This window comes from Streptomyces sp. NPDC102406 (assembly GCF_044765725.1).
Taxonomy (GTDB): domain Bacteria; phylum Actinomycetota; class Actinomycetes; order Streptomycetales; family Streptomycetaceae; genus Streptomyces.
Genome location: NZ_JBIWKP010000004.1, coordinates 447,177 through 461,833, shown reverse-complemented (window position 1 = coordinate 461,833; position 14,657 = coordinate 447,177). Strand labels below are relative to the sequence as shown.

At 73.4% G+C, this 14,657-nt stretch carries 15 protein-coding genes; 6 read left to right on the top strand and 9 right to left on the bottom strand.

From position 1 onward, the window contains the following. Nucleotides 1-106: 106 nt before the first annotated feature. Nucleotides 107-1,336, top strand: a complete 1,230-nt coding sequence (locus tag ACIRF8_RS20250; RefSeq protein ID WP_404216752.1) for an acyl-CoA dehydrogenase family protein — start codon at nt 107-109, stop codon at nt 1,334-1,336. Here the strand turns inward: ACIRF8_RS20250 and ACIRF8_RS20245 are convergent. Further along, nucleotides 1,291-1,866: a TetR/AcrR family transcriptional regulator gene (locus ACIRF8_RS20245; protein ID WP_404216751.1), complete on the bottom strand. Its 576-nt coding sequence runs from the start codon at nt 1,864-1,866 to the stop codon at nt 1,291-1,293. The genes ACIRF8_RS20250 and ACIRF8_RS20245 overlap by 46 nt on opposite strands. A 51-nt stretch (nt 1,867-1,917) precedes the next feature. Then, on the bottom strand, nt 1,918-2,955 hold the full coding sequence (locus tag ACIRF8_RS20240) for an LLM class flavin-dependent oxidoreductase (protein ID WP_404216750.1): 1,038 nt from the start codon (nt 2,953-2,955) through the stop codon (nt 1,918-1,920). 53 nt (nt 2,956-3,008) lie between these two features. Here ACIRF8_RS20240 and ACIRF8_RS20235 point away from each other — a divergent pair, with 53 nt between their 5' ends. Next, nucleotides 3,009-3,497 carry a haloacid dehalogenase-like hydrolase gene (locus ACIRF8_RS20235; protein ID WP_404216749.1) on the top strand — a complete coding sequence of 163 codons (489 nt, stop codon included), beginning with the start codon at nt 3,009-3,011 and terminating at the stop codon, nt 3,495-3,497. Nucleotides 3,498-3,553: 56 nt separating this feature from the next. Here the strand turns inward: ACIRF8_RS20235 and ACIRF8_RS20230 are convergent, their stop codons facing one another. Continuing rightward, nucleotides 3,554-3,769 (bottom strand): dodecin, encoded by a 216-nt coding sequence (locus ACIRF8_RS20230; RefSeq protein WP_404216748.1) that lies wholly within the window; start codon nt 3,767-3,769, stop codon nt 3,554-3,556. Between the two features lie 330 nt (nt 3,770-4,099). On the opposite strand from ACIRF8_RS20230, the gene ACIRF8_RS20225 reads away from it, so the two are divergent. Next, nucleotides 4,100-5,260 (top strand): extracellular solute-binding protein, encoded by a 1,161-nt coding sequence (locus tag ACIRF8_RS20225; RefSeq protein WP_404216954.1) that lies wholly within the window; start codon nt 4,100-4,102, stop codon nt 5,258-5,260. A 31-nt stretch (nt 5,261-5,291) separates the two neighbouring features. On the opposite strand, the gene egtD is transcribed toward ACIRF8_RS20225, so the two are convergent. The 5 genes from egtD to ACIRF8_RS20200 all read right to left on the bottom strand — a co-directional run bounded on the left by egtD (nt 5,292) and on the right by ACIRF8_RS20200 (nt 10,336). Next, nucleotides 5,292-6,260 (bottom strand): L-histidine N(alpha)-methyltransferase, encoded by a 969-nt coding sequence (egtD, locus tag ACIRF8_RS20220; protein ID WP_404216747.1) that lies wholly within the window; start codon nt 6,258-6,260, stop codon nt 5,292-5,294. Then, nucleotides 6,257-7,030, bottom strand: coding sequence for an ergothioneine biosynthesis protein EgtC (gene egtC / locus ACIRF8_RS20215; protein WP_404216746.1), 774 nt, complete (start codon nt 7,028-7,030; stop codon nt 6,257-6,259). Before egtC ends, egtD begins: the two co-directional genes overlap by 4 nt. Further along, the gene (egtB, locus tag ACIRF8_RS20210) at nt 7,030-8,379 is read right to left on the bottom strand and encodes an ergothioneine biosynthesis protein EgtB (RefSeq protein ID WP_404216745.1); all 1,350 of its coding nucleotides are present in this window, start codon (nt 8,377-8,379) and stop codon (nt 7,030-7,032) included. Before egtB ends, egtC begins: the two co-directional genes overlap by 1 nt. Then, entirely contained in the window at nt 8,376-9,665 is a 1,290-nt protein-coding gene (gene egtA / locus ACIRF8_RS20205) for an ergothioneine biosynthesis glutamate--cysteine ligase EgtA (RefSeq protein WP_404216744.1), read from the bottom strand. The genes egtB and egtA overlap by 4 nt, the downstream gene beginning before the upstream one ends. 215 nt (nt 9,666-9,880) lie before the next feature. After that, nucleotides 9,881-10,336 (bottom strand): type II toxin-antitoxin system PemK/MazF family toxin, encoded by a 456-nt coding sequence (locus ACIRF8_RS20200; RefSeq protein ID WP_404216743.1) that lies wholly within the window; start codon nt 10,334-10,336, stop codon nt 9,881-9,883. A gap of 71 nt (nt 10,337-10,407) precedes the next feature. Between ACIRF8_RS20200 and ACIRF8_RS20195 the strand changes: the two genes are divergently transcribed. Together ACIRF8_RS20195 and ACIRF8_RS20190 are read left to right on the top strand one after the other, a co-directional pair. Continuing rightward, nucleotides 10,408-11,448, top strand: coding sequence for a glycosyl hydrolase family 18 protein (locus ACIRF8_RS20195; RefSeq protein WP_404216742.1), 1,041 nt, complete (start codon nt 10,408-10,410; stop codon nt 11,446-11,448). A 54-nt stretch (nt 11,449-11,502) separates the two neighbouring features. Next, nucleotides 11,503-12,573, top strand: coding sequence for a LacI family DNA-binding transcriptional regulator (locus tag ACIRF8_RS20190; RefSeq protein ID WP_404216740.1), 1,071 nt, complete (start codon nt 11,503-11,505; stop codon nt 12,571-12,573). Between the two features lie 79 nt (nt 12,574-12,652). On the opposite strand, the gene trxA is transcribed toward ACIRF8_RS20190, so the two are convergent. Beyond that, nucleotides 12,653-13,048 (bottom strand): thioredoxin, encoded by a 396-nt coding sequence (trxA, locus tag ACIRF8_RS20185; protein ID WP_404216738.1) that lies wholly within the window; start codon nt 13,046-13,048, stop codon nt 12,653-12,655. Nucleotides 13,049-13,191: 143 nt separating this feature from the next. Here trxA and ACIRF8_RS20180 point away from each other — a divergent pair, with 143 nt between their 5' ends. Then, entirely contained in the window at nt 13,192-14,616 is a 1,425-nt protein-coding gene (locus tag ACIRF8_RS20180) for a dihydrolipoyl dehydrogenase family protein (RefSeq protein WP_404216736.1), read from the top strand. Nucleotides 14,617-14,657 lie beyond the last annotated feature (41 nt).

The following is a 14,657-nucleotide window of genomic DNA, read 5'->3' as shown; positions in this document are numbered from 1 at the left end:
TCACACGATTCTAGGCCGCTGCGCACGGTCCCGCCCCGGCCCGCCACCAGTACCGCTATCGATACTGCGGTGCTATTCTCCGTATCATCGAGATGAGGGAGGGGCCATGCCCGCTGATCGTGTACTGCCCGGTCCCGACGCCGTCGAGCTGATCGGCCGTGTCCGGGGACTGGCCGAGGACGTGCTCCTGCCGCGCGCCGCAGAGGCGGAGGCCGCCGGCGCCTTCCCCCGCGACACCTTCCACGCCCTGGGCCGCGCCGGTCTGCTGGGGCTGCCGTACGGGCGGGAGTACGGGGGCGGCGGCCAGAGCTACGAGGTGTACCTCCAGGCCCTCGAGGAGCTGGCGGCGGTCTGGGCGACCGTCGGCGTCGGCGTCTCGGTGCACGCCATGTCCTGCTTCCCGCTCGCCGTCTTCGGCACGGAGCGCCAGCGGCGCCGGTGGCTGCCCGGCATGCTCGGCGGTCGACTCCTCGGCGCCTACTGCCTGTCGGAGCCCGAGGCCGGTTCCGATCCGGCCGGCATGCGCACCCGGGCCGTCCTGGACGGCGACCACTACGTGCTCGACGGCGTGAAGGCGTGGACGACGCACGGCGGCCACGCCGACTTCTACACGGTGATGGCCCGCACCTCCGACCACCGCACGCGCGGCATCTCCTGCTTCCTCGTCCCCGGCGACACCCCCGGCCTGATCGCCGATCCGCCCGAGCGCAAGATGGGCCTCACCGGCTCCGCCACCGCCACCATGCGCTTCGAGGGCGTACGCGTCCCCGCCGAGCGGCGCGTCGGCGGCGAGGGGCAGGGCCTGCCGATCGCGCTCGCCGCCCTCGACTGCGGCCGCATGGGCATCGCCGCGGTGGCCACCGGACTGGCCCAGGCGGCCCTGGACGAGGCGGTCCGCCACGCCCGCGACCACACGGTCGACGGTGCGCCCCTCATCGCCCAGCAGGGACCGGCCTTCGCACTCGCCGACATGGCCGCTTCGGTCGCCGCGGCCCGGGCCACCACGCTCGCCGCCGCCCGCCGCAAGGACCTGGGGCTGCCCTTCGGCCAGGAGGCGTCCATCGCCAAGATGGTCGCCACCGACCACGCCATGAAGGTCACCGGCGACGCGGTGGACCTCCTGGGCGACGAGGGCTACTCGGGCGACCGTCCCGTGGAGCGCTACCTGCGCGAGGCGAAGGTCATGCAGATCTTCGAGGGCACCAACCAGATCCAGCGCCTGGTCATCAGCCGCGCGCTCGGCAAGGCGGGCCCGGGCGCGCTGACGGCCCCGGCCGTGCGGGCGCCGGGTCAGGAGGCCACGGCGTGCACGATGAGCGAGGCGAGTTCCGCGTAGGCCTCCGAGTCGCTCATCCCGGTGCGCGTGGCGACCTCGCCCCGCTGGATCGCCTGCATGGTGGCGGCGGCGACCTCACCCACGAAGGCCGCGTGCACCTCGCGGAAGGCACCCGCGGCGACCCCCTCGGTGATCAACTGCCGGATGCGGTCGGCCGCGTGCCGGGTGTTGGCCTCGTAGACCTCGCGGGTGGCGTCGAAGTCGGCCATGTCGTCGAGGAACCGCCGTGACAGCGGCCGCAGTTGGTCCGCGACGGCCGTGAGGTAGACGACCACCCGCTCCGCCGGGGCGGAGGTGTCGGCGACCTGCTTCTCGACCGCGGCCGTCGCGTTCTTGAAGTAGTGCTTCACCGCCTCGCGCACCAGGCCCTGCTTGCTCCGGGCCAGTTGGTACAGCGTCGTCTTCGAGCAGCGCAGCCGCTCCGCCAGGTCGTCGAGGGTGAAGGAGGCGAAACCCTCCGCGACGAGGAGCGCCACCAGCCGCTCCAGAAGGTCGGTCTGGCGGGCTGTGCGTCGGGTGGCGGGCGGCATGACCACAGGGTATCCGTCCGTCCGGCGCCCGCGATCAGGTGTCCGCGGCCGTCAGCCGTCCGCCTTGTTCTGGCGCGGACTCAGGCGCGCGACCCGGGCCAGCCGCCGGTAGGACTCCAGCAGGTCCTCACGGTCGTACGTACTCGTCGTGATCAGCACTTCCCGCGCGCCGCTCTCCTTGATGACGTTCTCCAGCTCGTCCGCGACCTGCTGTTCGGTGCCCGCGATGTGGCCGCGGAGCCCGGACTCGTACAGCTCGCGTTCCTTCGCGGTCATCTCCAGGCCAGTGATCCGCTCGGCGGGCGGCAGCGGCGGGAAGGTGCCGTGGGTGCGCGAGTACGCCATCGACCAGGCCTCCGGCACGAGCAGCCGACGGGCCTCCGGCTCACTGCCGGCCACGGCGACCGTCCCGGAGACGACGACGTAGGGCTCCTCGGCCCAGGGCGACGGGCGGAACTCGGCGCGGTAGCGGTCGATGCCGCGCAGCATCCGCTCCCGGCTCCGGAAGTCGCCGATCACCATGGGCAGGCCCGCGCGGGCGGCGATCGAGGCGCCCTCGCCCATCGCGAGCACGAACGGCGGCACGGTCAGCCCCTCGCTCGGGCGGGCGTGGGCGTGGCTCGGCGACGTGCCGGTGAAGAATGCGAGCAGTTCGTCCAGTTGCTCGGCGAAGTCGGCCGCCTCCGCGGCGTCCTTGTCGCGGCCGAGTGCCTTGCGCACCCCGTCCGTGAACCCGACGGAACGACCGATGCCCATGTCGATCCGCCCCGGGAACAGGGACTCCAGGACCCCGAACTGCTCGGCCACCACGAGCGGCCGGTGGTTGGGCAGCATGACGCCGCCGGTGCCGACGCGGATGGTCCGGGTCGCCGCAGCGACGGCCGCCGCGAGGACGGTCGGGGCGGAACCCGCCACCCCCGGCACGCCATGGTGCTCGGAGACCCAGAACCGGTGGTAGCCGAGTCGTTCCAGGTCCTGGGCGAGCGTCACGGTGTCGCGCAGCGCCTCGGGGCCCGTACCGCCCTCCCGGGTACGGGAGCGGTCCAGGACGGAGAATCGGGTCTCTTCGATCACGGTGGTCACGTTCATCTCAACACGGTGGCCTCGCCGGGATTCCCGGACACGGCTCCTAAGCTGCCGTCATGACCCGGGACGCACGGCCGCTGGCCGTCTTCGATCTGGACGGAACGCTCGCCGACACCGCCCACCGGCAGCGGTTCCTCGAACGCCGGCCGCGGGACTGGGACGCCTTCTTCGCGGCGGCGCCCCACGATCCGCCGCTGGCCGAGGGGGTGGCGCTGGCCCGGCGCAGCGCGCGCGAGTGCGAGGTGGTGTACCTGACCGGGCGGCCCGAGCGCTGCCGCGCCGACACCGAGGCGTGGCTCGCGGCGCAGGAGCTGCCCGCCGGGGCGCTGAGCATGCGGCGCGACGACGACCGCAGGCCCGCCCGGCGCACCAAACTGGAGGCGCTGCGCCGGCTGGCCCGGGGCCGCACCGTTCGCATGCTCGTCGACGACGACGAGCTGGTGTGCGACGAGGCGGAGCGCGCCGGGTTCACCGTCGTACGGGCCCGCTGGGCGAGCACGTCCGCGGCGCTCAAGGACGCCCAGGAACGCGAAGGACGTACCTGAGACGGGCGCCTGCCGAAGGTGTCGTGGGAGACACGGCGCGGGGTGCAGGGCGGCGCTCAGTCGTCGGCGTCCAGGCGGAAGCCCACCTTGAGGCCCACCTGGTAGTGCTCGACGTCCCCGTCGACGATCTGGCCGCGGACCTGCGTGACCTCGAACCAGTCGAGGTGGCGCAGGGTCTGCGAGGCACGCGCGATCCCGTTGCGGATTGCCTGGTCGACGCCTTCGTGGGAGGTGCCGACGATCTCGGTCACTCGGTACGTGTGATTCGACATGGTTCCACCGTGCCCCACGGGGGCGCCGACCGCGAGGGGGCGGGCGCCCGCATCCGCGCGCCGCGTCGACGCGTCTCCCGATTACTCCCAGGTAACTCTTGACCCCTCGATTGGTACATACCAAAATCCAGCCCCATACCCGTACGAGCCGCGCGCTCACCCCCACGTCGGGCCCTCCTCCCTGTCCGCAGGCAGAAAGAGACCCCCGTGAGATCCCGCCGTGCCGTCCTGTCCCTCGGTTCCCTCCTCGCCGCGACCGGCACGCTCGTCAGCGCGTGCGGAGCCCTGCCGGGCGGTGAACCGGAGCGCCGCACGGTCACCGTGTGGCTGATGCGCAACAGCGCGTCGGACGCGTTCGTCGAGCGCTTCACCAGGGAGTTCGAGGCACAACACACCGACGTGCGCCTGGACGTGCGCGTCCAGGAGTGGACCGGCATCGGCGCGAAGGTCACCGCCGCCCTGAAGCGCCGCCACGGCGGGGACGGCGCCCCCGACGTGATCGAGGTGGGCAACACCCAGGTCCCGCAGTACGTCGACGAGGGCGGGCTGCTCGACCTGTCCCTGGAATCCGCGCGCGACCTCGGCATGACGGACTGGCTGCCCGGACTCGCCGAGCCGGGCGTCGACAAGTCCCGGCAGTACGGCATCCCCTGGTACGCCGCCAACCGCGTCGTCATCTACAACAAGGACCTCTTCGCCCGGGCCGGCATCGACGAACCGCCGAGGACGCGCGACGAATGGCTCGACATGACGCGCCGCCTCGACACCGGCGGCACCCAGGGCATCTACCTCGCGGGACAGGACTGGTACACGCTGTCCGGGTTCGTCTGGGACGAGGGCGGCGAACTCGCCCACGCCTCCGCGGGCACCTGGACCGGCGCCCTCCACACGCCCGCCGCGCTGCGCGCCATGGACTTCTACCAGCAGCTCCAGGCGCTCGGCGACGGCCCGAAGAACGCCGACGAGGAACACCCCTCCCAGGCCGGGCGGTTCGCGAAGGGCGACATCGCGCAGATCATCTCGGTGCCCGGCGCGGCCCAGCAGATCATCGGGGAGAACCCGGCCCTGAAGGGGAAGCTCGGCTACTTCCCGATCCCCGGCAGGACGGCCGCACGCCCGGGCGCCGTGTTCACCGGCGGCTCCGACCTCGTCGTCCCGGCCAACACCGACGACCGGCCCGGCGCGGTCGCCGTGGTGAAGGCCCTGGCGGGCGAGAAGTGGAACACCGACCTGGCCAGGACCATGGACTACGTCCCCAACAAGACGACCCTGGCCGACGCCGTGGCCGGTGAACCGGGCGTCGCCGCGATGGCCGTCGGCGCCGCCCACGGCAAGGCGACCCCCGCATCGCCCCTCTGGGCGAAGGTGGAGGCCGCCGACAACCCCATCAAGTCCTACATGTCCCGGGTCCTGTCCGGCGCGGACCCGGCCACCGAGGCGAAGAAGGCGTCCCGCGAGATCACCCGCCGCCTGGACGACAGCGGCGAGTGACCCCCGGCGGGCAGGAGCGCCGCCGGGCGCGTCAAGGGGTGGGCACGGAACTCGACGACAACGCGAACCGCCCCGCCGCGTCCGCCCACCACCCCGTCAACTCAAGTCCCGAAGCCGCGAGTTCCGCCTGTACGCCCTCCCGGCGGAACTTGGCCGACACCTCCGTGCGCAGCTCCTCGCCCGCCGCGAACGTCACGGCCAGGTCCAGCGCCGGGATCTTCACGGTCTGCGCCACGGTGGAGCGCAGCCGCATCTCGATCCACTCCCGCCCGGCGTTCCAGACCGCCACGTGCTCGAACGCCCCGAGGTCGAAGTCGGCGCCGAGCTCCCGGTTCACCACGGCCAGGACGTTCTTGTCGAACGCCGCGGTGACGCCCGCCGCGTCGTCGTACGCGGCCACCAGCGTCGCCTCGTCCTTGACCAGGTCGGTGCCGAGCAGGAAGGAGTCACCGGGCGACAGCAGCCCCCGCACCGCCGTCAGGAACGCGGCACGCTCCTCGGGCAGCAGGTTGCCGATCGTGCCGCCGAGGAACGCGACCAGCCGCGGGCCCGGCGTCGGGGGCAGCTCCAGCGCCCGGGTGAAGTCGGCGACCAGGGCGTGAACGGCGAGCGCGGGATGCTCGGCGAGCAACGTCCGGGCCGCGCCCCGCAGCGCGCTCTCGCTCACGTCCACGGGGACGTAGTGCGTCAACTCGGGGAACTCCGCGAGCAGATGACGGGTCTTGTCCGACGAGCCCGAACCCAGCTCGATCAGGGTCCTCGCCCCCGTCGCCGCCGCGATCTCCGCAGCCCGCGCCACCAGGATCTCCCGCTCGGCGCGGGTCGGGTAGTACTCGGGCAGGGTGGTGATCTCGTCGAACAGCTCGCTGCCGCGCGCGTCGTAGAACCACTTCGGCGGCAGCGTCTTGGGGGAGCCGGTCAGTCCGGCCAGGACGTCGGACCGCAGCGCGGCCCCGGTGGCGTCCTCGGGAAGGGTGCGGGTCAGTGCGTACGGGCTCACGCGGACGGCTCCTTGAGCGGGGTCAGCAGGACATCGGTGCGGCTCGCCGCGAGCAGGGTGCGGTCGGGCACCTCGATCCAGTGCGGATCGTCGTCGTACGGCTCGGAGGCGACGACGGTGCGGCGCCCGGGCTCGGTCAGATACCAGAGGGTGTCGCCCCAGGCGGTCGCGGCGATCGACTCGCCGTTGCCGAGGAGGAAGTTGAGGCGGGCGCCGGGCGCGGCCTCGGCGACCTCCAGGACGGTGTCGGCCAGCGCCTGCGCCTCGGCGTCCTCTGCGCCCTCGGCGAGAGCCGCGCGCAGCCGGCGCAGCACCAAAGCCCACAGGAACGCCGAGTCGCAGCGGGCCTCCAGGGACAGCAGGTCGGCCGCGGGCAGCGTGGACACCAGCGGCGCCGACGAGTGCGGCCAGCCGGGCACCGCGCCGTTGTGGCTGAACAGCCAGCGGCCGGAGGCGTACGGCGCGGCGGCGGCCTCGCCGTCGGCCCCGGCGAGGGTGGCGTCCCGGACGGCCGCGAGCACCGCTCCCGAGCGGACCACCCGGGACAGGTCGGTGTAGGACAGGTCGCCCCAGATCGGCCCCGTGCGCCGGTAGCGGGCCGGGGCCGGGTCGCCCTCCGCGTACCATCCCACCCCGAAACCGTCCGCGTTGACCGTGCCGTGCCGTTGTCTGCGCGGCGCCCACGACTGGCGGAACAGGCTGTGCGGCGGGGCGTCGAGGACCTCGCCGAGCGGCACCGGCGGGCCCAGGTAGGCCAGGTGACGGCACATCAGACGGCCTCCTGCGGCTGGGCGTCGCGAGCCGTGCGGAAACCCGAGAAGATCTGACGGCGGACCGGGTAGTCCCAGTTGCGGAACGTGCCGCGGCACGCCACCGCGTCCACCGCGAACGAGCCGCCGCGCAGCACCTTGTGGTCGGGGCCGAAGAACACCTCCGAGTACTCGCGGTACGGGTAGGCGACGAAGCCGGGGTAGGGCAGGAAGTCGCTCGCCGTCCACTCCCACACGTCGCCGATCAACTGCCGTACGCCCAGCGGCGACACGCCGAGCGGGTAGCTGCCGACGGGGGCCGGGCGCAGATGGCGCTGGCCCAGGTTCGCGTGCTCGGGGGTGGGGTCGGCGTCGCCCCACGGATAGCGCGTCGAGCGCCCCGACACCGGGTCGAAGCGGGCGGCCTTCTCCCACTCCGCCTCGGTCGGCAGGCGGCGCCCGGCCCAGCGCGCGTAGGCGTCGGCCTCGTACCAGCTCACATGGAGCACCGGCTCGTCGGGCGGGACGGCCTCCGTGACGCCGAAGCGCCGGCGCAGCCACTGACCGGCCTCCCGCCGCCAGAACAGCGGCGCCTCGATGCCGTGGTCGCGGACCATGGCCCAGCCCTCCGGCGCCCACCAACGGGGCTGCCGGTAACCGCCGTCGGCGATGAACTCCAGGTACGCGGCGTTGGTCACGGGCGTCGTGTCGATGTGGAAGGCCGGCACGAACCGGGCGTGCGCGGGACGCTCGTTGTCCAGCGCCCACGGCTCCGCCGTCGTGCCCATCGTGAACGGCCCGCCCGGGACCAGCACTTCGGCCGGTCCGGTGAAGGGCGCGCCGGGCCGCTCGGGGTCGGGCGCCGTGAGCGCCGTCGCCCCTGTCCTGAGCTGATGCGTGATCAGCATCGTCTCGTCATGCTGCTGCTCGTGCTGGGCGACCATGCCGAAGGCGAACCCCGAACGCGTCAGGCGCGTCGTGGAGTCCGCCTCGAAGGACGCCTTGTCCAGGATGTCGAGCGCCCTGCCGCGCACGTCGGCCGCGTATCCCCGGGCCTCGTGCGGCGCGAGCAGCGGCAGCCGGGGACGCTCGGCCCGCGGGTGCTCGAACGCGTCGTACAGCGGGTCGATCTCCGGCCGCATCGCCTCGCGGCCCCCCACCGCCCGCACCAGCCACTGCTCCTCCTGGTTGCCGATGTGCGCCAGATCCCACACCAGCGGCGACATCAACGGCGAGTGCTGCGCGGTCAGTTCGGGCTCCTCCACACAACTGGTCAGCAGCGTGGTGCGGCGCCGCGCCGCGAGGAGGGCGTCCGCCGCGCGACGGCGCAGCGCCTCCGGATCGGTGCTGACGTTCTCCTCGGTGGTCATGAGCGGACGGTCCTCCCCTGGGCGGATTCGGCGAGCGAGTCGAGCACGTCGTCGGCGGGACACCGGCCGCGCACGACATGGCGGTGCGTGAAGTCCGCGACCGCCCGCCGCACGTCCCGGTCCGCGCCGATCCTGTCCAGCGCGTCCAGAGCCGTCGTGAAGCAGGCCGTCGCCGCCTCGCGCAGCTCGGGATCGGCGAGCCCGAGCCGGGCGGCGTCCCGCCACAGCGCGTTGTGCGGCGCGGGCCGCGGACCGGCGCGCTCCGCGAGGGGCTTCACGGCCCGGTACGCGGTCTCGGCGGCCTGCGGATCGTCGAACAGGGCGGTCGTCACGGCGAGCGGAACCATCCACCCGTCGTCGCCCGGCTGGGCGTCGATCATGCGCAGTTCGAGGTGGCCGCGCGGCCGTACCGGCGGGAACAACGTGGTCAGGTGGTAGTCGAGGTCGGAGCGGGTCGGGGGACGCGGTGCGCCGCCGCCGCGGGTCCACTCCCGGAACGAAAGACCCTCGGGGACGTGCCAGGGGCCGCTGTCCGAGCGGACGCACATCACGGGCGCGTCCAGGACGTGCCGCGCCCACGCGGAACGCGGATCACCGTCGAGCGGCGGCGCGCCCGAACGGCCCACGTCGATGCTCTCCCACAACCATTGCCGCGTGGAGCGCCACCCGGTCGAACGGCCGGACAGCATCGGCGAGTTGGCGAACGCGGCGACCAGGACGGGCCCGAGCAGATGGGCGAGGCGCCAGCGCCGCCCGTGGCCCAGCGGACCCGGCTCCTCGTGCCCGGCGTCCAGACACACCTGCACGGACGCGGAGGAGCACATCATGGACCGCCCGGCGGGGCCGGCACGGTCGAGGGACGCCTCCAGGGCGTCGTAGCGGGGTTGCCGCAACACGCGGCGCGGGGGCCGCCACGGGTCGGTGCCATGGCCGGCGAGGACGAGCCCGTGGCCGCGGAGTGCGGTGCGGACGGCGGTCAGATCGGCCCGCATGGCCGAGACACAGTCCATCAGCGTGGCGGCGGGGAACGAGCTCAGCTCCACCTGTCCGCCGGGTTCCACGGTGAGCGCCGAGCCCAGGGGCAGGGCGCGCAGTGCGACATAGGCCGCGTCGAGTCGTTCGGCTGGTACCGGGTCCTGCGGGCGGTCCGGTTCGTGGACGATCCACTCCAGCTCCACGCCCACCGTGCGGGGCGGGCCGGTCTTGAAGCAGATGCCCCGTACCAGGGCCTCCACCTCCGCCTCGGTGACCAGGTCACCGGAGGCCGTACAGTCTCCCTCGCTCATGCCGGGATCCTCCTGAGTCTCGTGCATCCATGGTCCCCGGTGGGGACCGTGTCGTCGATCCGGCCCGGTGCGGACCGTTTCGGGCAACGCTCGTCCCACCCAAGACGCTCACCGCGCTTCGCACAAGAGTGCCCCTGGACTTCCGGTCCCACGCCGACGACCAGCGGGTGCACACCCGGCGCACGCGGCGCACGGAGCGGGCGCATCCCCAGGACTCACTCCCAGCCGTAGCGCTCCCGCAGACGCAGCACCACCAGGTCGAACCGGCCCCGGTCCAGAGCACAGGCCTCACGGCGCATCCCGCGCTCGTGCACCCGCAGCACCCGGTCCACCCCCACCCACGACGCCCGGCCGCCGCTGTCCCACGGCCCCGAACCGATCGGCACCCACTCCCGGTCACGGTCGTGCCGCTTGCTCGACAACTGCACGGCGAGCAGCGTTCCCGCGGTCTCCCGCGCGACGACGAGCACCGGCCGGTCCTTGCCGCGCCCGTCGTTCTCCTCGTAGGGCACCCACGTCCACACGATCTCGCCCGGGTCCGGATCGCCGTCGTGCGCGGGCGCGTACTCGGTGCGCACCCGACCCACCCGGCGCGGGTCGGCCTCCACGGTGGCCGTCGCGCCGTCGCGGCCGGGATGGTCGTACGCCTGATCGTCCGTGAATGCGGTCACGCGGGTCACGTTAAGGCCTGGACGGCCCACTCCGCGCGGCGGGGGCGCCGGGCGCCCCACAGGCTCGCCCCATGGCACGCCGCATCCACCGAAGCGCCCTGTCCGTCCTCGCCGTGCTGCTCACCCTGAGCGCCGCGGCACCCGTCCGCTCCGCACCGCCGCCCCCGCGCACGGTCTCGGCCTGGCTGCCCCACTGGAACCAGGAGGCCGCCTACCGCGACGCCCTCGCACACGCCGAGCAGCTACGGACCGTCAGCCCCTTCTGGTACGAGACGAAGTCCGCGACCCGCATCGACGGCCACCCCGGAGCCGGTGACCGAGGCGTCGTCGACGGCCTGCACGACCACGGCATCCAGGTCGTGCCCACCGTCATGGAACAACTGAGGCCGGGCGCCCTCGCCGACGTCCTCACCAGCCCCGCCCGGCGCGCCGAGCACGTCGACGCCCTGCTGGCCGTCGCCCGCAGCCGCGCCTACGACGGCCTCGACCTCGACTACGAGTCCATCGCGCCGACCCCCCAGTCCACCTACCCGGCCGTGCGCGACGGCTACGCCACCTTCGTCACCGACCTCTGCGCCCGCCTGCACGCCCTGCGCAAACAGTGCTTCGTCACCGTCACCCCCAAGACCCGCACCACCGGCCGCGTCTGGGACTACGGGAAACTGGGCGCCGCCGCCGACCGGATCCGTGTCATGGCCTACAACCTGCACTGGGCCGAAGGAGCGCCGGGACCCCTGTCGACACCCCAGTGGTACGAGGAGATCCTGACCCACGCGACCGCCGAGATCCCGCGCGCCAAGCTGGAGATGGGCCTGCCCGCGTACGGCTGGGACTGGACCGTCGGCAGCAAGGCCAGGGCCGCACACCTGACGTCGGCGGAGGCCGAGGCACTGCGCCGCAAGGTCAAGGCGCCCTACACGCTCGACCCGGACTCCCGCACCCCGCACTTCACGTACAAGGCGGGCAGGACCCGGCACACCGTCTGGTACCAGGACGCCCGCGGCACCGCCGCCCACCTGCCCACCCTGCGAAAGTTCGACGTGCCCCACACCGTGCTGTGGGCCCTCGGCTTCGAACAGCCCGACCTGTGGCGCACGCTCGCCGCCGGATGACACCCCCACCCGGCGCACGGCCCGGAGCCCGCCCGCCGGGGCCCGTCTGGAAAGATGCCGGGGGTCATGGTGCAGATACCGAAGCAGCAGCCCGCCCAGCCGCCCGGAACCTCCGGGGCCGCACGCCCCGAGGCCGCCGGAGTCGCCCGGGGCGCCGTGCCGACGAGCGCGGACGTCGCACGCCTCGCCGGGGTCTCACGGGCCACGGTCAGCTACGTCCTGAACAACACCAGCGCCGTCCGGATCAGCGAACCCACCCGGCGCCGCGTCCACGAGGCGGCGAAGGAACTCGGCTACGTCCCGCACGCCGCCGCCCGCAGCCTGCGCGCCGGACACACCCGCATCGTCCTCATGCCGACCCCCGAGGTACCCGTCGGCCCGCTCTACAGCGCCTTCCTCAACGAGCTGCAATGGGCGCTGAGCCGCCTGGACTACACCGTCGTGCAGTACGGCAGCGTCGGCCTCGGCGGCGAGCAGGCGGCCCGCGCCTGGGCCGAACTGCGCCCCGTCGCCGTCCTCGCCCCCGTCGGCATGGGCCCCGACGGCATCGGCATCCTGCGACGCTCGGGCGCCAAGGCCGTCATCACCCTCGGCCCCGACCCCGTCGCGGGCGCACACGCCCTGATCATGGACCACCGCGAGGTCGGCCGCGCCGCGGGCGACCACCTCATCGCCCGCGGACACCGCAGGATCGGCGTGGTCATGCCCCGCGAGGAAGGCCTCGGCACCTTCGCGCTGCCCCGGCTCGCGGGCGTCGAGGACACCGGCGCCGAGGTCGTACGCCTGCCCCTCGCCTACGAGGAGGAGGACGCGGCCCGCGCCGCCGGACACCTGCGGGAACGGGGCCTCGGCGCCGTCTTCGCCTACAACGACGAATACGCCATGCTCCTGATGCGCGCCCTCCAGGACACGGGCGCCGCCATCCCCGACGACGTCGCCGTCATCGGCGCCGACGACCTCATGCTGGGCCGTCTGCTGCGCCCCCGCCTCAGCACCGTCCGCATCGACCTGCCCTCGGGCGAGGAACTCGCCGGCCTCGTCGACCGACTGGTGCGCGACCCCGCCGCCGAACCCGAGGTGCGCAACGTCCTCGGCGCGAGCGCCGTCCCCCGCGCGTCGACGTAGAACCGGCCCGACACCACGCGAAGAGGCGGCCACCGAACCGGTGACCGCCTCTACGCGTCTCCTGCGCGACCGTCGCGCCTCAGCCCTCCTCGGACTGCTGCGCGGCCTGCGCCTGCTGCTCGGCGACCGACTTGCGGACCTCGTCCATGTCGAGCTTGCGGGCCTGGCCGATCACGTCGTCCAGAGCCTCCTGCGGCAGCGCGCCCGGCTGCGCGAACACGGCCACCTGGTCACGGACGATCATCAGCGTCGGGATCGACTGGATGCCGAACGCGGCGGCCAGCTCCGGCTGCGCCTCCGTGTCGACCTTGCCGAAGACCAGGTCCGGGTTGGCCTCGGCGGACTTCTCGTAGACGGGGGCGAACTGCTTGCAGGGGCCGCACCAGGACGCCCAGAAGTCGATCAGCACGAATTCGTTCTCCGTGACCATCTGATCGAAGTTCTCCTTGGTCAGCTCCACAGTGGTGCTGCTCATGGTGATTTCCCTCTTCCTGCTTCCTGGACGACGGGCGAAGCCGTAAGGGGCAAAGCCGCTGGGCACAACGGTCCGCACGGCGGACGTATTCCGCGCACGTACCCATGTGGCTCACCGGCACACCTACGACCACACTGGGGCGTATGACGGAACCTCTTGAGTACGACGTTGTAGTGGTGGGAGCGGGACCGGTCGGCGAGAACGTCGCGGACCGCGCACGGGCCGGCGGGCTGAGCGCCGCGGTCGTGGAGAGCGAACTCGTCGGCGGCGAGTGCTCGTACTGGGCGTGCATGCCCAGCAAGGCGCTGCTGCGGCCGGTGATCGCCCGCGCCGACGCCCGCCGCGTGCCCGGCCTGCGCCAGGCCGTGCAGGGCCCGCTCGACACCGCCGCCGTACTCGCCCACCGGGACGACTACACCTCTCACTGGAAGGACGACGGCCAGGTCGGCTGGATCGAGTCCATCGGAGCCGACCTCCACCGCGGCCACGGCCGCCTCGACGGACCGCGCCGCGTCACGGTCACCGCCGACGACGGCACGGTCACCACCCTCACCGCCCGGCACGCCGTGGCCGTCTGCACCGGCACCCGCGCCGCCCTGCCCGACCTGCCGGGCCTCGCCGACGCCAAGCCCTGGACCAGCCGCGAGGCCACCAGCGCCGACCACGCGCCCGGCCGCCTCGTCGTGGTCGGCGGGGGAGTCGTCGCCACCGAGATGGCCACGGCCTGGCAGGCACTCGGCTCCCGGGTGACCCTGCTCGTACGCGGCGACGCCCTGCTGAACCGGATGGAACCGTTCGCCGGGGAACTGGTCGCGGACGCCCTCCGCGAGGCGGGCGCGGACGTCCGCACGGGCGTCTCGGTGACGGCCGTGCACCGAAAGGGCTCCACGGTCACCGTCACCCTCGACGACGGCTCGACCCTGGAGGCCGACGAGATCCTCTTCGCGACCGGCCGCGCCCCGCGCACCGACGACATCGGCCTGGAGACGGTGGGCCTGAAGCCCGGCTCCTGGCTGACCGTCGACGACACCCTGCGCGTCGAGGGCAGCGACTGGCTCTACGCCGTCGGGGACGCCAACCACCGCGCCCTCCTCACCCATCAGGGCAAGTACCAGGCCCGCATCGCGGGCGACGTGATCGCCGCGCGGGCCGCCGGTGTCCCGCTCCTGGAGACCGACCGCTGGGGCGCCCACGCGGCCACCGCCGACACCGCCGCCGTCCCCCAGGTCGTCTTCACCGACCCGGAGGCGGCGAGCGCGGGCCTGACCCTGGCCGAGGCCGAGCAGGCGGGCCACCGGGTACGCGCCGTCGACTACGACATGGCCGACGTGGCCGGGGCGGGCCTCTACGCCGACGGCTACACCGGCCGCGCCCGCATGATCGTCGACCTGGACCGCGAGATCCTTCTCGGCGTCACGTTCGTCGGCCCCGGCGTCGGCGAACTCATCCACTCGGCGACCATCGCGATCGCCGCCGAGGTCCCCATCGACCGCCTCTGGCACGCGGTGCCGTCGTATCCGACGGTGAGTGAGGTGTGGCTGCGGTTGCTGGAGACGTACCGGGGCTGAGGCCCGACGGGCGCGGGAGGGCCGGGGGCACCGCCCCCGGC